Raw genomic sequence first — 23,142 nt, forward strand, 5'->3', positions numbered from 1 at the left:
TAACTCCTTTTTTATCATTTCTGGAATACGCACACTCCGTGCGCAGGCCCATGCCAGACGGCCATCACCACCGGGTTGTCCTCACCGGCAAAGGGGGGAATAGCTCGCCACTCCCCATCAGGTAAAACCATTTCTGCTACTTCAGTGGTCGCGTTTAGCGTAATCAGCCATCGCTCTGAAAGCAGGATCTGCAGACGTGGAACGCCCCACTGCCACTCTTGCGCACTTAAAGGTTGCGCTTTGCTATTGAGCCAACGAACGTTGCCGTCACCCTCTTCCCACCACCGATCGGCCGTGAGTGCCGGGATTTGCTGGCGCAGGTGAATCAGCGCAGCAGCGAAGTTTGTTAGCCCGGTATTTGCCTCGTCCCAGGCAAGCCAGGTGAGTTCGTTATCCTGGCAATATGCATTGTTGTTGCCATGCTGGCTGTGGCCGTGTTCATCTCCGGCCAGCAGCATCGGTGTACCTTGCGAAAGCAGTAGCGTGGTCAGTAGCGCATGCACGCTGGCCCGCCGACGCTCAATCACATCCTGACTGCCCCCTAAACCTTCTATACCATGATTAAAGCTATGGTTATTGTTGGTTCCGTCGCGATTCTCTTCGCCGTTGGCCTCGTTATGTTTTCGGTCATAACAGACGCAATCACGCAGGGTAAAACCGTCATGCGCCGTGACCAGGTTGATCGAGGCCGACGGCAACCGCCCGCTGCGTTTAAACAGATCGCTGGAGGCGGCAAATCGTCCGGCTACGTCACCGAGCGACAGGTTACGCGTGAGCCAGAACCGGCGGGCTGCATCGCGAAAGTGGTCATTCCACTCGGCAAAGGGGGGCGGGAAATTTCCCACCTGATAACCCCCTTCACCAATGTCCCAGGGCTCGGCTATCAGCTTGACGCGAGAGAGCAGCGGACAATTTTTTATAGCCTCAAACAACGGCGCCTGCTGGCTAAACGTCGGCGTGCGTCCGATAACGGAGGCTAAATCAAAACGAAAACCGTCCACATGGAAGGTCTCGACCCAGTATTTCAGGCACTCATACGCATACTGCATGACTGCCGGGTGGCTAAGATTCAGCGTGTTACCGCATCCGGTCCAGTTGTGATAATCGCCATCCTCTCTGATCCAATAATAGCTACGGTTATCAATTCCGCGCAGGGAGAACGTCGGTCCCTCATAATCCAGCTCCGCGCTGTGGTTCAACACCACGTCGAGGATGACCTCGATTCCCGCCGCATGTAGCGCTTTAACCGCATCGCGAAACTCATCCCGGGCTTTAACAGGATGCGCGGCATAGCGCGGGCTGAGGGCAAACATTGCCATGGGGTTGTAGCCCCAGTAGTTGCTTAACCCCAGCCGTTGCAGACGCGGCTCGCAGGCGTAATGGGCGACAGGCAATAGTTCCAGCGCCGTAATGCCCAGATGTTTGAAATAGCGAATCATGGCCGGGTGGCCGAGCGCTTTATAGGTGCCGCGCATCTCCGCCGGAATGGCCGGATGTTTGAAGGTAAGCCCCTTGACGTGGGCTTCATAAATGACCGTCTTGCCCCAGGGCGTCGCGGGAGGTGTATCGTCTTCCCAGTCGTAACGGTCGGCGATCACTACCCCTTTGGGCGCGGCGGGCGCACTGTCGCGGCTGTCGGGTTGATCCAGACCGCCGCACAGCAGACCGGTATCCCGCAGCTCGCCCTCCACCTGAAGGGCATAAGGGTCGAGCAACAGTTTCGCCGGGTTAAAGCGGTGTCCGTTAGCCGGATCCCAGGGGCCATGAACCCGATAGCCATAATGCAGACCCGGTTTGACGCCGTCGAGGTAGCCGTGCCAGACCTCACCGGTACGGCCAGGGAGATCGAATCGTTGCTCATTCCCGTGGGCATCAAACACGCAGAGTTCGACCCGCTCCGCATGAGCGGAGAAAAGGGTAAAATTTACCCCCTTACCGTCAAAGCTTGCGCCGAGCGGTTCGGCCTGGCCTGCGCTTAGCTGGGTCATTCCCCCTCCCTGACCAGCCAGATGGTAGACAATGGCGGCAGCGTCACGCTGAGGGAGTGAGAACGACCGTGGCTTTCGTGCTCATCGCTTTGCACCAGCCCACCGTTTCCGGCATTGCTGCCGTGGTAGTGCACAGAGTCGGTGTTGAGTATTTCACGCCACTTGCCCGGCTGGTTGATGCCAAACCGATAATTATGGCGCGGAACCGGGGTGAAGTTACTGGCAACGATAATCTCATTCCCGGCTTTATCACGACGCACAAAGACAAAGATTGAGCGTTCGTGATCGTCCACCACCAGCCACTCGAAGCCGTATGTGTCGAAATCCAGTTCATGCAGTGCTTTGTGGTAACGGTAGGTCAGGTTGAGATCGCGCACGAGACGCTGTACGCCGTGGTGCCAGTTGTCGCCCCCTTCCAGCAGATGCCAGTCGAGGCTGGCGTCGTGGTTCCACTCTCGTCCCTGGGCGAATTCATTCCCCATGAACAGCAGCTTTTTACCCGGGAAGGCGAACATCCAGCCGTAGTAGGCGCGCAGATTGGCGAACTTCTGCCACGCATCGCCCGGCATCCGATCAAGGATCGATTTTTTGCCATGCACAACTTCATCGTGTGAGAGCGGCAGAACGAAGTTCTCGGTGCCGTTATAGAGCATGCCAAAGGTGAGTTTGTCGTGGTGATACTGACGATGCACCGGATCCAGCTTCATATAATCCAGCGTGTCGTGCATCCAGCCAAGGTTCCACTTATACCAGAAGCCCAGCCCCCCCATTGACGGTGGACGAGAGACGCCTGGGAAATCGGTAGACTCCTCGGCCATGGTTACCGCGCCAGGTACCTGCTCGCCGAGAATACGGTTCGTGCTGCGCAGGAAGTCTATGGCCTCCAGGTTTTCGCGCCCGCCGAACTCATTCGGGATCCACTCTCCCTCTTTACGGCTATAGTCGCGATAGATCATGGATGCCACCGCATCCACGCGCAGAGCGTCGATGCCAAAGCGTTCAATCCAGTAAAGGGCGTTACCCACCAGATAGTTGGTCACTTCACGACGGCCATAGTTGTAAATCAGGGTATTCCAGTCCTGATGATAACCTTCGCGCGGATCGCTGTGCTCATACAGGTTGGTGCCGTCGAACTCAGAGAGACTAAAGTCATCCGACGGGAAGTGGCCTGGCACCCAGTCCAGGATCACGTTCAGCCCGGCCGCATGCGCGGCGTCGATGAAGTAGCGGAAGTCGTCACGGGTCCCGAAGCGGCGGGTCGGAGCGTAGAGTCCAGTGGGCTGATAGCCCCAGCTTCCATCGAAGGGGTGTTCGTTAATCGGGAGCAGTTCCAGATGGGTAAAGCCCATCCACTTCGCATAGGGGACCAGTTGGTCAGCCAGCTCACGATAGCTCAGCCAAAAATTGTTGTCCGTATGACGGCGCCAGGAGCCGAGATGCACTTCATAAATGGAAATGGGCTGATCGAACTGGTTGGCCTTGACGCGCGCTTCGCTCATGGCGATCTTCTCTGGCAGGCCGCAGATCATCGAGGCCGTATCCGGACGCATCTGCGCCTCAAAGGCATAGGGATCCGCTTTAATGCGCAGCTGTCCGTGGGCATCGACCAGCTCAAATTTATACAGTTGTCCGGTGTGCGCGCCGGGGATAAACAGCTCCCAAATACCGGTTTCACGGCGCAGGCGCATCGGGTGGCGGCGGCCATCCCAGTAGTTGAACTGACCCACGACCGAAACACGACGCGCATTAGGCGCCCAGACGCTGAATCGGGTACCGGTGATGCCGTCCATCGTATCGGCATGGGCACCCAGGGTTTCATAAGGACGCAGGTGCGTACCTTCAGAGAGGAGCCAGGCATCCATCTCCTGCAGAAGCGGGCCGAAGCTGTAAGGATCGTCAATCAGGTTTTGCTGACCATGCCAGAGTACGGCAAGCTGGTAGCGGAAGGGATTTTTACGGCGGGGCATAATGCCCGAGAAGAAACCACGTGAGTCAAGGCACTCCAGTTTGCCCACTTTGCGGCCCGTTTTGGGTTCGATGACCCAGACTTCCGTCGCGTCAGGTAACAGCGCGCGGACTTCCAGTCCGGCCTCTGTACGGTGCATGCCAAGTACAGAAAAGGGGTCCGCAAAATGACCCGTAATAAGCGCATTAATCACGTCTCTATCAATACGAACGGACATGGTGTTCATCCTGTTTTTTTTGTTGTCGGCCCTGGCGTGCTAAGGGTTCGACCTTATTGTGACCTGAATGGAACAGCACATTGTGCATCCTCTCTGTTCCACCCATCCTCCAGGCTGGATGCCACGCATCCAACTTAAAGCATAGCCAACGCTTTATATGACTCCCGATAAATAATGACTCATCTGCGTTTTACTCCGTGTATTACGCAAAAAAAGGGGTGTCTAAGCACCCCTGAGATTTAACAAATTATTACGCCAGCTGGCGAAGCATCCTGCGAAGCGGCTCGGCGGCCCCCCACAGCAGCTGGTCGCCAACGGTGAAGGCGGAGAGATACTCCGGCCCCATATTGAGTTTACGCAGGCGCCCTACCGGGGTAGAGAGCGTGCCGGTGACCGCCGCCGGGGTCAGTTCGCGCATCGTGATGTCGCGATCGTTTGGCACCACTTTTGCCCACGGATTGTGCGCAGCCAGCAGCTCTTCCACGGTCGGAATAGACACATCTTTTTTCAGTTTAAGGGTGAATGCCTGGCTGTGGCAGCGCAGCGCGCCAACGCGCACGCAGAGGCCATCGACCGGGATCGCGGAAGCGGTATTGAGAATTTTGTTGGTCTCAGCCTGGCCTTTCCACTCTTCACGGCTCTGGCCGTTGTCGAGCTGTTTGTCGATCCACGGAATCAGGCTACCCGCCAGCGGTACGCCGAAGTTATCAACCGGCAGCTCGCCACTGCGGGAGAGCTGAGTCACTTTACGTTCGATATCCAGAATGGCCGATGCCGGGTTCGCCAGCTCGTCTGCCACGTGATGATGCAGCTGGCCCATCTGCGCCAGCAGTTCACGCATGTGACGCGCGCCGCCGCCGGAGGCTGCCTGATAAGTTGCCACGGAAACCCACTCCACCAGGTCCTGTGCGAACAGGCCGCCCAGCGACATCAGCATCAGGCTAACGGTGCAGTTCCCGCCAACAAAGGTTTTCACCCCTTTGTTCAGGCCGTCGGTGATAACATCCTGGTTGACCGGGTCGAGAATGATGATGGCGTCGTCTTTCATGCGCAGTGAAGAGGCTGCATCAATCCAGTAGCCCTGCCAGCCGCTTTCACGCAGCTTTGGATAGATTTCGTTGGTATAATCGCCGCCCTGGCAGGTGACTATAATGTCGAGTGCCTTCAGCGCTTCCAGATCGAAAGCATCCTGCAACGTACCAGTGCTACCGCCGAAAGAAGGCGCAGCCTGGCCGAGCTGGGAAGTTGAGAAGAAGACCGGGCGGATGGCGTCAAAGTCGCGCTCTTCAACCATGCGTTGCATGAGTACAGAGCCGACCATACCGCGCCAGCCGATGAAACCAACGTTTTTCATAGCGTATTTTTCCTGCAGAGGTGTGTGCTGAGTGTGCCGAACCAGATTCCAACTGGCTCCAGCCTTCACATTACAAAATGCAGCCAAAGTCGCAAGCGAAATTAATCGATGATTGCGCCGCAATCAGTAATACCACTTATTACGATAATAACCATAAGGATTCAGGGGATAAATAATAATGACTGAAATAATTTCCGCGGCGGTTCTTTTAATCCTGATTATGGACCCCCTGGGGAACTTGCCCATCTTTATGTCGGTGCTGAAACACACCGAGCCGAAGCGCCGGCGGGCGATCATGATCCGCGAGCTGCTCATCGCGCTGCTGGTGATGTTTATCTTCCTGTTTGCCGGCGAAAAGATCCTCGCCTTCCTTAACTTGCGCGCCGAGACCGTCTCCATTTCCGGCGGGATTATTCTGTTCCTGATTGCTATCAAGATGATTTTCCCGAGCGCGGAAGGCAGCAGCAGTGGTCTGCCTGCCGGTGAGGAGCCGTTTATCGTACCGCTGGCCATCCCGCTGGTGGCCGGCCCGACCATTCTGGCCACGCTGATGCTGCTGTCGCATCAATACCCAAATCAGATGAGCCACCTGGTGATTGCCCTACTGATTGCCTGGGGCGGCACCTTTATTATTCTGCTGCAGTCGTCGCTGTTTTTGCGTCTGCTGGGCGAGAAAGGGGTAAATGCTCTGGAGCGCCTGATGGGGTTGATCCTGGTAATGATGGCGACCCAGATGTTCCTCGACGGGATCCGGGCGTGGATGAAGGGCTAGGTAAAAGCAAAACGACAACCCCTGGTTGTCGTTTTTAGTATTTGCTCCCTCTCCCCGTGGGAGAGGGCTGGGGTGAGGGCAACAGACCGCACCATCAAAAATAATCCTGCGTTTTGCGAGCCGCCTTCCAGAGCCTCTCTTGCCACCTGTTCAGCAAAGCAATATCGTCTCGCCACGCCTGCAAAATGAGGCGTCAGGGTTGGTCCCCTGTTATCCTCATCCGTGATAAATAACGTTTTTATCGCGTGGCCAGTTACACCTCAATGGTGGGCTGGACGGTGGCGCCGTAAGGCGCGCCGGTAGCTGATGAGGCCGGTAGGACCAACGCCGTTCAGTCCGCCACCAGTGAGGTTGGTCCCTCCTTTGGCGGCCCATTCAACTCATCAGAGGCTGTCTTATGACTACTACCCCAGGCTTTTCTCACGCTTTATTCACAACTGCGTTCGATCACACCACCGATTTCACCGACCTGGCAGACAACTGCGAGCGATTCGTAGATGTGCTGGTTGAGTGTGAAGACCCGGTACAAAAGATGGCGCTGTGTGGGCGGCTCGCAGCCCGCCTTGCTCTGCTCCAGCCCATGCTGCTTGATCCTGTGCCGGAACATTTGAAAGCAAGTCTCACGGTGGATGACCTGCCGCTGGAGGCGCCGCGCTTCGACCCGGAAATCGATCAACTGGGGAGATACTGCCAACTGCTAACGCAACTGCTGTTGTCTCGCTCGCTCTCGGCGGGTGATGAAAGAGTTGCAGGAGATTTGTTGCAGGATTTGGTGGGGTTTTATAGTGATACGCTGAAAGCGCCGCGCTGGCTGCGCACGGAGAAAGGTGCCGTACTGCTGTAGAAGCTTGCGCTACCGGGGCTGCGGTTCGAGGCGTTTTTCTGGTCGGGTATGGCGAAGCTGCCGCCCGACAAAATAGCACCTTTGCGGCCTGATGCCCTCACCCCGACCCTCTCCCACAGGGAGAGGGGGAAAACAAGGGTCAGCCCGGCGGTTGGATACCCTCACCCCGACCCTCTCCCACAGGGAAAGGGGGAAAACAAGGGTCAACCCGGCGGTTGGATACCCTCACCCCGGCCCTCTCCCAGAGGGAGAGGGGGAAAACAAGGGTCAGCTCAGCAGTGAAAACGCAATCATCCCGACAATCGCGCCTGTGGTGCCGAGAATCGTCTCCATCAGCGTCCAGGTCTTCAGGGTTTGCGCTTCAGTGGCGCCGGTAAATTTACCGAACAGCCAGAAGCCGGCATCATTCACGTGTGAAACCACAATTGACCCACCCGCGATACAGATAGAGAGCGCCGCCATCTGCGCACCGGAGTAGTTCAGCTGTTCAATGACCGGCATCACCAGCCCCACGGCAGTTAAACACGCCACGGTAGCAGAGCCCTGAATAATACGTACCGCTGCCGCCAGCACGAAGCAGGTCACCGCAATCGGCAGCCCCATGCCGGTTAACGCTTCACCGAGCGCCGGGCCGACGCCGGAATCCACCAGCACCTGCTTGAACACCCCACCGGCACCGATCACCAGCAGGATAATCCCTGCAGGTTGCAGCGCCGCGCCGCAGATCTCCATCACTCTGTCTTTCGGCATGCCCTGACGCATCGCCAGACCATAAATCGCTACCAGACAGGCTACCAGGATCGCCGTGAACGGGTGGCCGATAAACTCAAACCACTCGTAGGCGCTGGAACCGACCGGCACAAAGCGCGCGGCGATGGTCTTCAGGCCCACCAGCACCAGCGGCAGCAGGATCAGCGCCAGGCTGAAGCCGAAGGAGGGCATTTTGCCTTCGCCCAGGTGCGGCTCGGTAATGTCGTCAGGAATATGAAGTTCAACGTAGCGGCTAATGAAGTTGCCCCACAGTGGGCCAGCAATAATCATTCCCGGGATAGCGGCGCAGAGGCCAATCAGGATCATCCAGCCGAAGTCAGCGTGCATCTGCGAGGCCAACAGCATCGGCGCGGGCCCAGGCAGCAGGAATGCCGCCGCTGCCGCCACCCCCGCAAACAGCGGAATGACCAGCTTCACAAGATTGGTACCGGTATGGCGCGCCATGGAGAATGCCACGCTTATCAGCAGCACAACGGCCACTTCAAAGAACAGCGGCAGAGCGCAAATCAGACCGGCCAGGCCAATGGCATAATGTGCGCGGCTATGGCCGAACGATTTCAGCATCTTGACGGCAATCTGATCGACCGCGCCCGTTTCATGCAGAATCTTGCCAAACATCGCGCCCAGCGCGACCACTATCGCCAGAAAGCCCAGCGTGCCGCCCATCCCTTTTTCCATTGTCGCTGCGATCTTGTCGAGCGGCATACCGGAAAAGAGACCTGCACCAATAGACACCACCATCAATGCCACGAAAGCGTGCATACGCGCTTTCATGACCAAAAACAGCAGCAGTAAAACGGAGCCCACTGCTGTCAACACAAGCGTTAAAGTACTCAAAACTTACTGCCTTTTATTAATAACCTCGATGGTGCTTGCGACCACACCTTCCAGCGGCTGATCGATATCAACCACTAATACATCTTGCTCGTCCGCACCCGGCTCTTGCAGAGCTTCAAACTGGGTGACCAGCATCTGGGTTTTGAAGAAGTGACCTTTACGCGCCTTCAGACGGCTTTCAATCACCGCAAAATCGCCTTTCAGATAGATGAAAGAGAGATTCGGGTTACCGTCACGCAGCAGGTCGCGGTAGGTTTTTTTCAGCGCAGAGCAGACAATCAGCGACACTTTATTGGTGCGCTGCATGGCAAAGGCGGCGTCATTCAGCGCCTGCAGCCAGGGCTTACGATCGTCGTCGTTCAGCGGCTCGCCGGCGGCCATTTTCGTGATATTACTGCGCGGATGGAGGAAGTCACCATCAAGAAACGCAGCATGGAGTTGATGCGCCACTTCGCTGGCCACCGCAGATTTACCGCTACCGGAAACGCCCATCAGGACGTATACGTGGTGATCGTGGTTAGTCGTGCTCAAAGGGAGTCCCTCGGTCAATTGTTACGGGTAACTGTTATCGGTAACATTGTCCTGCCGGGGCTATGGAGAAGCAATATCCAAAGGTGCGAGAAATGAATAAGTGTGAGCTACTTCAAATTTGTCACACTAAATGGATCCACCCGGTGACAAGGTGAAACCTAAATCTAACATTTTCGGCGTCACCGCTTCCCCACGAATACGCGCCAGCAGACGTTCTGCACCGATGCGGCCCATACGCTCGCGCGGTGTTAACACGCTCGCCAGACGCGGCTCCATCACCTGGCCGATGTCGTGGCCGTGGAAACCGGCAATGGCCATATCTTGCGGAATTTTTAACCCCAGGCGCTGGCATTCGAAGGCCGCGCCAACCGCAAGGTCATCGTTAGTGCAGAAGATACCGTCGAGCTGCGGATACTCGCGACGTGCCTGACGCATCAGTTCAATACCGGAAGTGTATGAGGATGATTGTTCCACCATCACGCTGTAGGGCGTTAAACCGGCATCGAGCATCGCCTGCTCATATCCCTTCTGTTTGATGATAGTACGTTCATCCAGACGTGCGCCAAGATAGGCGACGTGACGATGACCACGGGCAATAATGGCTGCGGTCATCTGCCGGGCCGCTTCAAAGTTATCGAAGCCAACGGCAATATCGAGACACGGCGACTGGCTGTCCATCAGCTCCACCACCGGGATACCCGCCACTTCAATCATTTTAAGGGTACGCGGAGTGTGAGTACGTTCCGTTAAAATCAGGCCGTCGATGTTCCAGGAAAGCATGGATTCAAGACGCTCTTCTTCCAGTTCCGGTTTATACCCATAGTGCGCAAGCATGGTCTGATAACCAAAGGCATCCGTCACGCTTTCGATACCGCGTAAGACTTCGGCAAACACCTGGTTAGTTAAGGAAGGTAACAGGACACCCACCGCGCGGCTGGTGGCATTCGACAGAATATCGGGTGCGCGATTGGGGATATAGCCCAGTTCATCCAGAGCAGCGGCAATCTTGCCACGCAACGCCACGGAAACCTGTTCCGGGTTACGTAAAAAGCGGCTGACCGTCATTTTGGTCACACCGACGCGATCGGCGACATCCTGAAGTACGGGGCGTTTCTTTTTCATCGTCCTGAGAAATCGGTAGGGAAAGATTCCTTCAGTTTATCACGGACAAAGCTCAACCTTCCCCGTTTAAAGGGAAGGTTGAGTAATTATTTATACCGGTGGCAGATCGAACAGCAAGATTTCACTTTCGCTGTCGGCATGCACAGAGAGTGCCTGCTCATCCCAGATAGCCAGGCCATCGGCCGTAGTCGCTTTGGTGCCGTTGATAGACACTTCGCCTTTAACCACCTGGATCCAGACGCGGCGGTTAGCAGCAATCTGATGAACAGACTGTTCGTCTTTCGCCAGCGCCCAGCGGTACAGCTCCATATCCTGATGCACTTTCAAAGACCCATCACGCGCATCCGGAGAGAGCACCAGCTGTTTGCCCTGCTCTGCATCAAAGCGGCGCTGTTCATAGCGTGGCGTGATGCCGGTTGTTTCTGGAATGATCCAGATTTGATACAGGTGCAGTTTGTCTGTTTTGCTCGGGTTGTACTCCGAGTGACGCACGCCGGTACCCGCGCTCATAATCTGGAACTCACCTGCCGGAACCTGCTCTTTGTTGCCCATGCTGTCCTGATGCTCTACCGCCCCTTCCAGCACATAGGTCAGGATCTCCATGTCTTTATGCGGGTGGGTACCGAAGCCCTGGCCTGCATCAATCACGTCATCGTTAATTACCCGCAGTGCCGAGAAGCCCATAAAGTTCGGGTCATAATAATCGGCAAACGAGAAGGTGTGCCATGAGTCCAGCCAGCCATGATTTGCGTGACCACGTTCGTTAGCTTTGCGTAAGAAGATCATCTGTTTTTACCCCAGTTCGTTTCGATGGAGTAAGTGTGGACGCAATCGACCTGGGATCATAGAGGGTGAAAATTGACTCCTCTGTTCAAAATCATTGAACAAGAACAAAGGAGTCAGAACTGCTTATTTGGCGAGGGTTACCGTGGAGGGTGATGCCTGCTCGAAGGCCCGCTCAAGGATTTCAAGATTGGTGAGAACTTCAGTTTCCTTGACGTAATTTGGCACGCCATTGCTGAGGGTGTCATACAGCGCATCGTAGACCCGACCGTAGTCCCCGGTTTCCGGCGCAAGCGTCTCTTTTACCGTCTCGCCCGCCTCGTTGACATACTCCAGCACCCCTACGGAGTCATCCGCCGCAAAGCCCGCTTCGCCCGGCATGATATTGGCCTTCAGGCTGGTCTCCTGTTGGTCGATGCCGTATTTGATAAACGAGCCCCGGGTGCCGTGCACGATAAATTTCGGGTAGTCGATTTTCACCAGATGGCTGGTTTTGACGATGGCTTTCAGGTCACCGTAGAACAGCTGAGCTTCGAAGGTGTCATCCGGGTTGGCTTTGTTGCGCAGGCTGCGGATGTCATAGGCCACATGATCCGGGCGGCCAAACAGGGAGATGATCTGGTCCATGGTGTGTACGCCCAGACCGTAAAACGAGCCGTCCTGCGGCAGGCCAGGTTTGGTCTCTACGACCGGGCGGTAGTAATCGAAGTGGCTTTCAATTTCGACAATGTCACCCAGCTTGCCGCTCTCAATCGCCTTCTTCGCGGTCAGGAAGCAGCTGTCGAAGCGGCGGTTCTGATACGGCGTGACGGTCAGCCCTTTGCTGTTTGCCAGCGCGAACAGCTCTTTTGCTTCCGCAATGGTCGGGGTGAAGGGTTTTTCCACCAGCACGTTTTTACCCGCTTCCAGCGCACGCTTCGCGTAATCAAAGTGGCTATCCGCATGGGTGCAGACAATCACCAGTTTGACCTGCGGATCCGTTAGCACTTCATCGAGATCGCTGGTGAAGTGGATATGAGAATATTGCGGGGCCTGCTCTTCGGGCTTTGCGCTGCGGCGGAAGGTATGGGCGACATGCCAGCTCTCTTTCCGGTTAAGAACGTAAGGCAGATGATACCGGGTGGTGCTTTTACCAAAGCCAATAAAGGCGCAATGTAATGTCATCATGTTGTCCTGATTCAGAAAACTGCTTTAACCATAGCGCAACCCGCGGGTGAATTTAATCAGACCGCTTCACCCTTTCACGATCCCATGCGCTTAAGCGCGTTAACAGAGCGGCTAATAGCAGGCTTTGTCCATTCCTAAAATGCGGGCAACAGCTTGACCTGAAGAGAACGAATCCCGATAAATACTAGCCAAAACCACATGGTCGCTAAGGGAGTAGCTACGCATATGGCTGGCAATTATTTCGCGTTAAATATCGCGCTGGTTTTCTGGTTTCTCACACTGATTTGCTGGACCTTATCAGCCACCCTGCCGGCGCAGATATTCGGCGCGCTCTCCTTACTCCACTTCACTATCCACGCTTTTTCTAATCAGGTTAATCGTATGTTTAAGAAGAAAAAATCCGAAGAGATCGAACAGCCCGTTATCTCCCGTCCCGCCCCCGTTGAAGTTCGTGAAAAAGAGCCGACCGCAACGGAAAAACAGGCCACAACGGTTATCGCCAGCGACGTCTGCTTTGAGGGAAATATCGTGGCCGGCGGCCACGTCTATATTCACGGCACGCTGAAAGGCAATGTTGATGCCAAAGAGAACCTGATCAAGGTGATGCGTGGCGGCGTGATTGAAGGGAATATTAGCTGCCGTGAGCTGATCATTGACGGCAGCGTGAATGGCCAGTGCACCTGCGACATCGTAGATATTTGCGAGAATGGCCATGTCACCGGCACCCTCACCTACCGCACGCTGGCGGTGAAAAAAGGCGGTACTTTCTCTGGCCAGGCGGAAGTGATGCCCCTGAAGATTGAGAAGACCAACGTGGTGGGGTTGACGCCAGAGGTCACTGAAAACGCGGTCGAGGCAAAATCGCAGGCAAAAAAAAGCCAGCACGCGGCTGGCTAAAGTAATACTGGAAGCAATGTGAGCAATGTCGTGCTTTCAGGTTCCCGTAGTGGTCTTCCTGAATGCAGAGCAATAATAATCATTCTCATTCGCACTTGTCCAATACTTTTTGCAAAAAAGGTGGGTTGACTCAAATTTTAAAGTCACTGATGTTAAAGAGGACATTAACCTACAGAGGATGAAGGAATGAGTGAGATAGTGATACGCCACATTGAAGCCAGCGATGCCGCCGCATTACGCGAGATCATGACGCATCCGGAGGTGTATCAAGATACGCTACAACTTCCTCACCCCTCTCTGGAGATGTGGCAAGAACGCGTAGCCGCCAGGCCGGGCAGGCGCCATCTCGTCGCTTGTCTGGAAGGGCGCGTGGTGGGGCATATGGCACTGGATGTAATGGAAAATCCACGCCGTAGTCATGTTGCAACCTTCGGCATCAGCGTCGCCGCGGATATGCAGGGACGGGGCGTGGGTCGCCGCCTGATGAGCGAGATGGTTAACCTGTGTGATAACTGGTTACGCATTGAACGTATTGAACTGACGGTGTTTGCCGATAATCCCGCCGCCGTCGCGCTCTATAAAAGTTTCGGTTTTGAAATTGAAGGGACCGGCAAGAAATTTGCCCTGCGCAACGGGGAGTATGTGGATGCCTATTATATGGCGCGGATGAAGTAAGCCTCCCCCCTCACCCCGGCCCTCTCCCCAAAGGGGCGAGGGGGAAAAGACCGCACCGGGCAAATACTCTTCCCATAAGTGCAGACCGCACCGGGCAATCCCCTCTCCCTTAGGGAGAGGGTTAGGGTGAGGGGAAAACATCAATACCCTGCCGTCAAATCATCCACCGAACGCGGATCCGATGCCCCATACAACTCGCCGTCCGGCCCGACCATGATGCTCTGAGTGCTACCCATCGCTTCTTTCACCACCACTTTCTGCCCGCGCTGCTCCAGCAGTTTCAGGGTATCCGGGCTAAAGCCCTTCTCCACGCGCAGCTCGTCCGGTAGCCACTGGTGATGGAAACGCGGGGCGTTGGTCGCTTCGGCGACGTTCATCCCGAAATCGATACTGTTAACCACCATCTGCAGCACGGTGGTAATAATGCGGCTGCCGCCAGGGCTGCCGGTCACCAGCCAGGTCTTACCGTCTTTTACCATGATCGTCGGTGACATAGAGGAGAGCGGGCGTTTCTTCGGCCCCACCGCATTCGCATCACCGCCCACCAGACCATAGACGTTCGGCACGCCCGGTTTGGCCGAGAAGTCATCCATCTCGTTATTCAGCAGAACACCGCTGTTGCCCGCTACGATCCCGGTGCCGAAGGTGGTATTGAGCGTGTAGGTCACCGCCACCGCATTGCCCTCTTTATCCACCACCGAGAAATGGGTGGTCTGGTTACTTTCATAAGGGGCGAGCTTGCCAGGACGGATCTGGCTCGAAGGTTTAGCCTTATTGATATCGATCTGCTCCGCAATGGATTTGGCATAGGCTTTACTGGTTAGCGCCTGCCACGGCACCTTCACAAAATCGGGGTCGCCGAGATATTCCGAACGGTCAGCGTAGGCGTATTTCTCCGCCTCGGCCATTACCTGCATCGCATCCGCGCTGCCGAAGCCAAATTTGTGCATGTCGAAACTTTCGAGAATGTTGAGGATCTGCACGATATGGATCCCCCCGGACGAAGGCGGCGGCATTGAGAACACCTGATAGCCGCGATAATCGCCGCTGACCGGCTCGCGCTCAACGGCTTTGTACTCCGCTAAATCCGCTTTGGTGATAAGCCCGTTATGCTTCTGCATCTCGTCGGCAATCTGGTCGGCAATGGCCCCTTTATAGAAGGCGTCCGGGCCGTTTTCCGCAATCAACTCCAGACTTTTAGCGAGATTCGTCTGCACCAGCTTGTCGCCCTTTTTCAGCGGCTCGCCCTCTTTCCAGAAAATGGCCTTGCTGTTTTCATGATTCGGAATCACTTCGCTGCCATAGGTTTTGAGATCGTCCGCCAGGGCGTCATTCACCACAAAGCCATCACGCGCGAGCTTAATGGCAGGCTGTACCACTTTGTTTAGCGGCAAGGTGCCATATTTTTCCAGCGCCAGCGAAAAGCCCGCGACGGTGCCTGGCGTGCCGGTAGCAAGGTGTGAAGTGAGCGACTTTTTACTGTCCGGATTGCCCTGATCGTCCAGGAACATGTCTCGTGTGGCCTGAGATGGCGCCATTTCACGGAAGTCGATGGCGGTCGTTTTCCCGTCTTTGGTGCGCAGCATCATAAAGCCGCCGCCCCCCAGATTCCCCGCCTGCGGGTGGGTCACCGCCAGCGCATAGCCTACGGCGACGGCCGCATCCACGGCGTTACCGCCCTGCTTCAGGATATCGACCCCCACCTGCGTTGCCAGCGCGTCTACCGAGGCGACCATCCCCTGCTTCGCGCGCACCGGATGGAAGACATCCTCCTCTACGCCGTAAGAGACGGGAGGTGCCGCGGGGGGATTGGCTGCCACGCTAAAGGTGCCGCCTGCCATCAGGGCAGCAATGGCTACCCAGCGTAAAAACGTTGGTTTTATCATTGTTGTTCTCCAGGTGAAGGGACCCATATTCCCGTTTAAGCCTGGTTCACAACTCCTAAAAAATCATCGTAGTGACGGAATAGAGGTAAACTTAGAGGAGACCTCAGAAGGGGGAAATCACAATGAAACGACTTCTTTTACTGACGACGTTATTGCCTTTTGCCGTGCTGGCACAGCCGATTAATACGCTGAATAACCCTAATCAGCCGGGTTATCAGAATCCGAGCCAGCAACGGATGCAGACCCAGATGATGAACCAACAGCAGCAACAGAAAGGGATGCTGAATCAGCAGTTGCAGACGCAGACGCGCATCCAGCAACAGCAGCTGCAAACGCAGATGAATAACAATACGCAGAGGATCCAGCAAAGCCAGCCGGGTGTGCAGGCGTTACCCAACACCAGCGGCGGCATGCTCAACAGCACCACCAGTCAGAGCGGCATGCAGCAACAGCATATGTTGCCGCAGCAGCAGAATGGCACCCTGCTTAACCAGCCGTAAAGTTCGGGCCTATCTGGTCAATGGCATCGGTGCAGATGCAATCCACTCCCCAGCGCAGCAGCTCGGCTGCACGCTGGGGTTTGTTGACGGTATACACCAGGATATGCAGCCCCGCCTCTTTCAACGCCTTGACCCGTACTTCATCCAGCAGCTTGTGGTTTAAGTGAATCGACACGCATTGCAGGCGGGTCGTTAACTCGCGCCAGTCTTCACGCCATTCATCCAGCAGCACTCCGCGCGGCAGTTCCGGAACGGCGGCCTGGGCCGCCTCGAGCGCGTCAATATCAAACGACGATAGCAGCGGTGCGGTCATCCCTTCCCACAGTTGACGTGCGGCGAGGGCAATCACTTTTCCCGTGAGCGGCCCGGTGCCAGTCGTGGGTTTGATCTCAATATTGGCCATCATCCCGTGTTGACGACAACGGTCCGCCACCTCCGCTAACAGCGGCAGCGGTTCGCCTTTGAATTCACCGCTGTACCAGCTTCCGGCATCCACTTTCAGCAGGTCACGCCACGGCAACTCCCCCGCCACGCCCCAGCCGTTGCTGGTGCGCTCCAGATTGTCGTCGTGCAGCAAGAAGATTTCGCCATCTTTCGACAGCTTGGCATCGAACTCGATCATCGTATGGCCGAAACGCGCGCCGGTGTCGATAGCCGCCAGGGTGTTTTCCGGAGCCAGTTTACCGCCGCCACGGTGGGCGACGATGTGGGGATAAGGCCAGTTACTCATAGTCGTTGTCCTGTTTCACCATCAAAGAGATGCAGGTGATTTTCCGGCAGGTGCAGCCATAGCGTGCTGCCTGCTTTAGGGCGTTCCTGATGGGCCAGACGCACCACCAGCTTTTGCTCGCCCCACCGTCCGTGCGCCAGGTTGTCTGCCCCCAGCATCTCGAGCGTGTCCATCACCAGCGGCACGCCCCCGTCCGCCTGAGAGGTTAAACCGATATGTTCCGGGCGGATACCGAGCGTCATTTTACGCCCGGCGTAACCACGATAGTACCAGTTGATGGGCAATGCCATCCCGCTTTCCAGTTCAAAGTGGGTGCCCGCGCTGCTGATACGCCCTTCCAGCAGGTTCATCGCCGGGCTGCCGATAAAGCTCGCCACAAAGCGGGTGGCCGGCTTCTCGTACACTTCCACCGGCGTGCCAATCTGCTCGGCAATCCCTTTGTTCATTACCATGACCCGCTGGGCGAGGGTCATGGCCTCCACCTGATCGTGGGTCACATATAACGAGGTAGTTTTCAGGCGGCGATGCAGCTGCTGTAGCTCGAGACGCATCTGCACACGCAGCTTGGCGTCAAGGTTAGAGAGGGGCTCATCGAACAGGAACACCGCCGGATCGCGCACGATGGCGCGCCCCATCGCTACGCGCTGACGCTGGCCGCCGGAGAGTTCACGCGGGCGACGCTTTAGCAGGCCGTCCAGCTCCAGAATGCGCGCCGCCTCTTTAACGCGCTCCTCAATATGGCCTTTGCCCATGCCGCGGATTTTCAGCCCCCAGGCCATGTTCTCTTCCACGCTCATGTGCGGATAGAGGGCGTAGTTCTGAAACACCATCGCAATGCCGCGATCTTTTGGCTCCATCTCGGTGACGCGCTGGCGGTCAATCCAGATATCTCCGGAGGTCACGCGCTCCAGCCCAGCCACCATCCGTAGCAGCGTCGATTTGCCGCAGCCGGACGGGCCGACCATGACGATAAACTCGCCGTCCGCTACGTCGAGCGTGAGCGGCTGAATGACCTGGGTTTTGCCATCCCAGCTTTTGGTTACTGCCTGAAGTTTTAAACCTGCCATGTTATTTCTCGCTATCGACCAGGCCGCGGACAAATGCACGCTGCATGGCTAAAACTATGACGACGGGTGGGATAAGGGTGAGCAGCATCGCCGCCATCACCTGGTTCCAGAGGGTGGTGCCTTCGCCGGTGGCGATCATGCCTTTGATGCCTGCCACGGCCGTGCCGAGGTTGACGTCCTGAATAATCAACAGCGGCCACAGGTACTGGTTCCAGCCGTAGATAAAGGTGATCACAAACAGCGCCGCGAGGTTGGTGCGTGAGAGCGGTAGCACGATGTCGCGGAAAAAGCGCATCGGCGAGGCACCGTCGATACGCGCCGCTTCAATCAGCTCGTCCGGCAGGGTCATAAAGAACTGACGGAACAGGAAGGTGGCGGTGGCCGAGGCCATCAGCGGCAGGGTTAAGCCCGCGTAGCTGTCGAGCATGCCGAGGTTAGCGATCACCTCCACCGTCGGGAAGATACGCACTTCTACCGGTAGCATCAGGGTGATGAAAATCATCCAGAAGAAGAGGTTACGCAGCGGAAAGCGGAACCAGACGATGGCGAAGGCCGAGAGCATCGAGACGGTGATTTTGCCCACCGTAATGCCAAACGCCATGATGAAGCTGTTGAGCATCATCAGCCAGAACGGCGCGCTGTTGGCGCCCACGCCCTGGGTCCAGATGGTCCTCATGTTTTCTAGCAGATGCGTGCCGGGGATCAGCGTCATTGGCGTATCAAACACCGCTTTGGTGTCCAGCGTGGCGGCCACAAAGGCCACATACAGCGGGAAAAGAATAACGACGATCCCCAGAATCAACATGGTATGGCTGAAAATCGTCAGCCCACGACGGTTCTCAATCATTGGTAGCGCACCTTACTTTCAACATAGCGGAACTGCACCACCGTCAGGAGGATGACGAGGAACATGAGCACGACGGACTGGGCGGCGGACGCCGAGAGATCCAGGCCGGCGAAGCCTTCGCGATAGATCTTATAAATCAGGGTGGTGGTGGCCTGTACCGGGCCGCCTGCGGTGGCGGCGTCGATCACCGGGAAGGTGTCGAAGAAGGCGTAGACCAGATTGACCACCAGCAGGAAGAAACTCACCGGCGCGATTAGCGGCAGGGCAAGACGAAAGAAGCGGCGTATCGGGCCTGCACCATCAATGGCGGCGGCCTCTACCAGCGATCGCGGAATAGATTGCAGCGCGGCGAAGAAGAACAGGAAGTTGTAGCTGATCTGCTTCCATACCGAGGCGAAGACCACCAGGAACATCGCCTGACCGCTGTTCTGCGCATGGTTCCAGTCATAGCCGAGCTCTGCCAGGAAGTGGGTAATCAGCCCGCGCCCGGGATTAAACAGGAAGATCCACAGCACGGCGGCCACGGCAGGCGCCACGGCGTAGGGGAGCAGCATCAGGGTTTGATAGAGGCGGCTGCCGCGCACCACATAATCCACCAGCGCGGCGAAAAACAGCGAGACGAGCAGGCCGCTGACGGTAACCAGCGCGCTGAATTTCATCGTCGTCCAGAATGCGTCGAGGTAATAGCTGTCGTGCCAGAGGGCAGCGAAATTATCCAGGCCAACAAACTGACTGGAGAGCCCGAACGGATCGACGCTTTGTACCGAGTACCAGAGCGCTTCGCCCGCAGGCCAGATAAAAAAGATAACGGTGATAACCAGCTGCGGCGCGACCAGCAGATAGGGTAGCCAGCGGGAGCGGAACACCGGACGGGATGAGGACATAGTTTAGCTCAGGTAGTTTTTCACCCCTCACCCTAACCCTCTCCCCAAAGGGGAGAGGGGACGATGACACCCTCTCCCCTTTGGGGAGAGGGTCGGGGTGAGGGGATGAGTTTTAATTACGATTTCGTCGACTGTTCAAAGCGGCGCAGCAGCTGGTTCCCGCGCTCTACCGCAGAATCCAGCGCCTGCTGTGGCGTTTTCTTCCCGGTCCAGACGCTTTCCAGCTCTTCATCCACGATGGTACGGATCTGCGGCATGTTGCCCAGACGCAGACCTTTAGTGAACGGCAACGGCGGCTTGTTCAGCATCTGACGCGTGGCGATATCCGCCCCCGGGTTCTTCTCATAGAAGCCCTGCTCGCGGGTCAGGTCGTAGGCGGCTTTGGTGATCGGCAGGTAGCCGGTCTTCTGGTGCCATTCGGCCGCATTTTCTGGCTTCGCCAGGAAGTCGAGGAACTCGGCCACGCCCTTGTAGGTGCCGTTATCTTTACCCTGCATGACCCACAGGCTCGCCCCGCCGATGATGGCGTTCTGCGGCGCGCCCTTCACGTCGGCGTCGTAAGGCATCATGCCCACGCCGTAGTTGAATTTGGCGTAGTGACGGATGTCCGCCAGCGAGCCGGAGGAGGCGGTAGTGATAGCGCAGTCACCGCTGTAGAACTTCTCGGTGGATTCGTCTTTACGGCCGAAGTAGCTGAAGTCACCCTTCTTGTTCAGATCGGCAAGCAGCGCGATGTGTTTTACCTGCTCTGGCTTGTTGAACTCCAGCACTGCGTCGGTGCCGTCGAAGCCGTTGTTTTTGGTCGCCACCGGCAGGCCGTGCCAGGCGCTGAAGTTTTCAATCTGGATCCAGCCCTGCCAGCCGCTGGCGTAGCCGCACTTCATCCCTGCGGCTTTCAGCTTCGCAGTGTACTCGGCGAGATCCTGCCAGGTTTTTGGCGGCTGCTCCGGGTCTAAACCGGCTTTCTTAAAGGCGTCTTTGTTGTAGTACAGCACCGGGGTAGAGCTGTTGAACGGCTGAGACAGCAGGTGGCCGGTTTTGGAATCGGTGTAGTAACCGGAAACCGTCGGCACGAACTGGGATTCGTCGAAGTTGATGCCCGCGTCTTTAAACACTTCGTAGACCGGTTTGATGGCTTTCGAGGCCATCATGGTGGCGGTGCCCACTTCATACACCTGCAGCAGGGCAGGTGCGTTGCCGGTACGGAAGGCGGCGATGCCCGCGCTCAGGCTCTGCTCGTAGTTACCTTTGTACACCGGCACAATTTTGTAATCCGGGTGGGTGTCATTGAAACGCTGCGCCAGGGAGTCTACTTCTTTACCCAACTCCCCTTCCATGGAATGCCAGAATGGAATGGTAGTGACAGCCATTGCGTTCGTCGCAAAAGCCAGACCGATTGCCAGACCCAAAGCTGTGTGTCGTAACGATGTCATTGTCATCTCTCTTATTGTGCCGGATGCGCGATATCACGCGTTTTGTGCTCGCGAGGTAACATGACATGCTCGAATGACAGAAAAATAACTGTTTGTTTACAGATAGGTTACAACAAGACGTCAGGGGGATGATGGTTGTGTGAAGGGGTTGGGGGTTGGATTCGTTGCGGTCTGGTGCCCTCACCCCAGCCCTCTCCCACGGGGAGAGGGAGCAAGCACTAAAAAAGGCAACGTGCGTTGCCTTTTTGCTTTTGCCTTGTGCGGTCTGGTGCCCTCACCCCAGCCCTCTCCCACGGGGAGAGGGAGCAAACACTAAAAAAGGCAACGTGCGTTACCTTTTTGCTTTAGCCTTGTGCGGTCTGATGCCCTCACCCCGGCCCTCTCCCACGGGGTGAGGGAGCAAACACTAAAAAAGGCAACGTACGTTGCCTTTTTGCTTTTACCTTGGTCTGGTACTTACCCACGCGAAGAGAAGGCTTCGGGCTAACAACGTAGACGCTGGACAACCTCGTCAAGCGTCAAACGCCCTGCCGCTGCCTCAACGGTCATATCCACATAATCGGGATTGGCCTTTAACGAAATACCATTACGTTTGAGAAACAGCAGGGTAATAAACAAAGCCGTTCGCTTATTGCCGTCATTGAAGATGTGACCGCGAGAGATAGCCAGCAGGTGCATCGCCGCCAGCATCCAGACATCGGTAACGCCTTCGTATTCGTACTTATTCAGCACGCGATACAGCAGGGCTTCCGCCCGGCCTGGATCCGGCATTCCCGCAACGCCCGGCGTCACGCTAAGCAGCTTGTCGTGAAACAGCACTATCTCTTCCGCTGAGATAAATTGCAGCGTCATTTATCAGCCAGCTCCCTGATTTCGCTGCCATGAATACCCATGATGGCGTCAAACTCTGCGTCGAGCTTTGCCGTCTGATAGCGCTCAAACTCTTCCATACTGATGATCACCGCAGACTTATGACCACGACGTGAAATAGTGACTGGCGTTCCTGCTGCCGCGGACTCGAGCGCGGAGGCAAGATTCTGCCGGGCTTCGCTATAGTTCATTGTACGCATAGAGCCTCCTTTTAAGTACAGGTTTATTGTACAGGTAAGGCGTACAAAAAAGGAGCCAGATGGCTCCTTTTTAAAAGATGAATCTCTCAACCGCCCAAATACGCACTCCGCACGGCTTCGTTCGCCAGCAGCGCGTCGCCGGTATCGGACAGCACCACGCGACCGTTCTCCAGCACGTAGCCGCGGTCGGCGAGCTTCAGCGCCTGGTTGGCGTTCTGCTCGACGAGGAAGATGGTCATCCCCTCTTTGCGCAGCTGTTCGATGGTGTCGAAAATCTGCTGGATAATGATCGGCGCAAGGCCGAGCGAGGGTTCGTCAAGCAACAGCAAACGCGGCTGGCTCATCAGCGCGCGACCAATCGCCAGCATCTGCTGTTCGCCACCGGACATGGTGCCGGCACGCTGCACGCGACGCTCCCACAGACGGGGGAAGAGTTCGTATACCCATTTGATGCGGGTCTGAAACTGGTCGCGGTGGGCGAAGAAACCGCCCATCGCCAGGTTCTCTTCCACCGTCATGCGCGAGAAGACGCGGCGCCCTTCCGGAACAATCGCCACCGCTTCGCGCATGATTTTGGCGGTCTGCCAGTCGGTGATCTCTTTGCCGTCGAACACAATCTGCCCGCTGCTGGCACGCGGGTCGCCGCACAGGGTGCCGAGCAGCGTGGTTTTACCCGCGCCGTTGGCCCCAATCAGGGTGACGATTTCGCCCTGATTAATGTGCAGGCTGACATCGTGCAGCGCCTGGATCTTACCGTAGTGCGCATTGACCTTGTCGAACGTTAACATCGCTTTTTCCATC

22 protein-coding genes are annotated in these 23,142 nt (G+C 56.4%); 5 read left to right on the forward strand and 17 right to left on the reverse strand.

What is annotated here, in order from left to right; genetic code table 11:
- Positions 1-14: 14 nt before the first annotated feature.
- From glgX to asd, 3 genes are all read right to left on the reverse strand, one after another.
- A complete protein-coding gene (gene glgX, locus B2Q93_RS07850) occupies positions 15-1,988 on the reverse strand; it encodes a glycogen debranching protein GlgX (protein WP_286932448.1) in 1,974 nt (657 codons plus the stop codon).
- The gene (gene glgB, locus B2Q93_RS07855) at positions 1,985-4,171 is read right to left on the reverse strand and encodes a 1,4-alpha-glucan branching enzyme (RefSeq protein ID WP_040078260.1); all 2,187 of its coding nucleotides are present in this window, start codon (positions 4,169-4,171) and stop codon (positions 1,985-1,987) included. Before glgB ends, glgX begins: the two co-directional genes overlap by 4 nt.
- Positions 4,172-4,421: 250 nt before the next feature.
- A complete protein-coding gene (gene asd / locus B2Q93_RS07860; protein WP_233802596.1) occupies positions 4,422-5,525 on the reverse strand; it encodes an aspartate-semialdehyde dehydrogenase in 1,104 nt (367 codons plus the stop codon).
- A 178-nt stretch (positions 5,526-5,703) separates the two neighbouring features.
- Here asd and yhgN point away from each other — a divergent pair, with 178 nt between their 5' ends.
- Entirely contained in the window at positions 5,704-6,297 is a 594-nt protein-coding gene (gene yhgN / locus B2Q93_RS07865; protein ID WP_015960802.1) for an NAAT family transporter YhgN, read from the forward strand.
- Between the two features lie 397 nt (positions 6,298-6,694).
- A complete protein-coding gene (locus B2Q93_RS07870; protein ID WP_286809559.1) occupies positions 6,695-7,141 on the forward strand; it encodes a hypothetical protein in 447 nt (148 codons plus the stop codon).
- Between the two features lie 267 nt (positions 7,142-7,408).
- Here the strand turns inward: B2Q93_RS07870 and gntU are convergent, their stop codons facing one another.
- From gntU to B2Q93_RS07895, 5 genes are all read right to left on the reverse strand, one after another.
- The gene (gene gntU / locus B2Q93_RS07875) at positions 7,409-8,749 is read right to left on the reverse strand and encodes a gluconate transporter (RefSeq protein WP_040078256.1); all 1,341 of its coding nucleotides are present in this window, start codon (positions 8,747-8,749) and stop codon (positions 7,409-7,411) included.
- A gap of 3 nt (positions 8,750-8,752) precedes the next feature.
- Complete coding sequence (gntK, locus tag B2Q93_RS07880) at positions 8,753-9,280, reverse strand: gluconokinase (protein WP_286932451.1); 528 nt, start codon at positions 9,278-9,280, stop codon at positions 8,753-8,755.
- A 126-nt stretch (positions 9,281-9,406) separates the two neighbouring features.
- Entirely contained in the window at positions 9,407-10,402 is a 996-nt protein-coding gene (gntR, locus tag B2Q93_RS07885) for a gluconate operon transcriptional repressor GntR (protein WP_040078254.1), read from the reverse strand.
- Between the two features lie 90 nt (positions 10,403-10,492).
- A complete protein-coding gene (locus B2Q93_RS07890; RefSeq protein WP_040078253.1) occupies positions 10,493-11,188 on the reverse strand; it encodes a pirin family protein in 696 nt (231 codons plus the stop codon).
- 123 nt (positions 11,189-11,311) lie between these two features.
- Complete coding sequence (locus B2Q93_RS07895) at positions 11,312-12,349, reverse strand: oxidoreductase (protein ID WP_286932497.1); 1,038 nt, start codon at positions 12,347-12,349, stop codon at positions 11,312-11,314.
- 228 nt (positions 12,350-12,577) lie between these two features.
- Here B2Q93_RS07895 and B2Q93_RS07900 point away from each other — a divergent pair, with 228 nt between their 5' ends.
- Entirely contained in the window at positions 12,578-13,249 is a 672-nt protein-coding gene (locus tag B2Q93_RS07900; protein WP_286932453.1) for a bactofilin family protein, read from the forward strand.
- A 186-nt stretch (positions 13,250-13,435) separates the two neighbouring features.
- Positions 13,436-13,924: an N-acetyltransferase gene (yhhY, locus tag B2Q93_RS07905; RefSeq protein ID WP_286932455.1), complete on the forward strand. Its 489-nt coding sequence runs from the start codon at positions 13,436-13,438 to the stop codon at positions 13,922-13,924.
- Between the two features lie 140 nt (positions 13,925-14,064).
- On the opposite strand, the gene ggt is transcribed toward yhhY, so the two are convergent.
- On the reverse strand, positions 14,065-15,810 hold the full coding sequence (ggt, locus tag B2Q93_RS07910) for a gamma-glutamyltransferase (protein ID WP_286932456.1): 1,746 nt from the start codon (positions 15,808-15,810) through the stop codon (positions 14,065-14,067).
- Between the two features lie 122 nt (positions 15,811-15,932).
- On the opposite strand from ggt, the gene B2Q93_RS07915 reads away from it, so the two are divergent.
- The gene (locus tag B2Q93_RS07915) at positions 15,933-16,310 is read left to right on the forward strand and encodes a DUF2756 family protein (protein ID WP_286932457.1); all 378 of its coding nucleotides are present in this window, start codon (positions 15,933-15,935) and stop codon (positions 16,308-16,310) included.
- On the opposite strand, the gene ugpQ is transcribed toward B2Q93_RS07915, so the two are convergent.
- From ugpQ to livF, 8 genes are all read right to left on the reverse strand, one after another.
- A complete protein-coding gene (gene ugpQ, locus B2Q93_RS07920) occupies positions 16,297-17,040 on the reverse strand; it encodes a glycerophosphodiester phosphodiesterase (protein WP_286932459.1) in 744 nt (247 codons plus the stop codon). The genes B2Q93_RS07915 and ugpQ overlap by 14 nt on opposite strands.
- A complete protein-coding gene (locus B2Q93_RS07925; RefSeq protein ID WP_040078246.1) occupies positions 17,037-18,107 on the reverse strand; it encodes a sn-glycerol-3-phosphate import ATP-binding protein UgpC in 1,071 nt (356 codons plus the stop codon). Before B2Q93_RS07925 ends, ugpQ begins: the two co-directional genes overlap by 4 nt.
- A 1-nt stretch (position 18,108) precedes the next feature.
- Entirely contained in the window at positions 18,109-18,954 is an 846-nt protein-coding gene (ugpE, locus tag B2Q93_RS07930; protein ID WP_046886785.1) for a sn-glycerol-3-phosphate ABC transporter permease UgpE, read from the reverse strand.
- Positions 18,951-19,838 (reverse strand): sn-glycerol-3-phosphate ABC transporter permease UgpA, encoded by an 888-nt coding sequence (ugpA, locus tag B2Q93_RS07935; RefSeq protein WP_286932461.1) that lies wholly within the window; start codon positions 19,836-19,838, stop codon positions 18,951-18,953. The genes ugpE and ugpA overlap by 4 nt, the downstream gene beginning before the upstream one ends.
- Before the next feature lie 116 nt (positions 19,839-19,954).
- Entirely contained in the window at positions 19,955-21,271 is a 1,317-nt protein-coding gene (gene ugpB, locus B2Q93_RS07940) for a sn-glycerol-3-phosphate ABC transporter substrate-binding protein UgpB (protein WP_040078243.1), read from the reverse strand.
- A 483-nt stretch (positions 21,272-21,754) separates the two neighbouring features.
- Positions 21,755-22,123 (reverse strand): type II toxin-antitoxin system death-on-curing family toxin, encoded by a 369-nt coding sequence (locus B2Q93_RS07945; protein ID WP_040078242.1) that lies wholly within the window; start codon positions 22,121-22,123, stop codon positions 21,755-21,757.
- Positions 22,120-22,341 carry a type II toxin-antitoxin system Phd/YefM family antitoxin gene (locus tag B2Q93_RS07950; protein ID WP_040078241.1) on the reverse strand — a complete coding sequence of 74 codons (222 nt, stop codon included), beginning with the start codon at positions 22,339-22,341 and terminating at the stop codon, positions 22,120-22,122. The genes B2Q93_RS07945 and B2Q93_RS07950 overlap by 4 nt, the downstream gene beginning before the upstream one ends.
- An 86-nt stretch (positions 22,342-22,427) precedes the next feature.
- The gene (gene livF, locus B2Q93_RS07955; protein ID WP_046886786.1) at positions 22,428-23,141 is read right to left on the reverse strand and encodes a high-affinity branched-chain amino acid ABC transporter ATP-binding protein LivF; all 714 of its coding nucleotides are present in this window, start codon (positions 23,139-23,141) and stop codon (positions 22,428-22,430) included.
- Between the last annotated feature and the right edge of the window lies 1 nt (position 23,142).

The sequence above is a fragment of the Leclercia sp. UBA5958 genome, assembly GCF_002430365.1.
Lineage (GTDB): Bacteria > Pseudomonadota > Gammaproteobacteria > Enterobacterales > Enterobacteriaceae > Enterobacter > Enterobacter pneumoniae.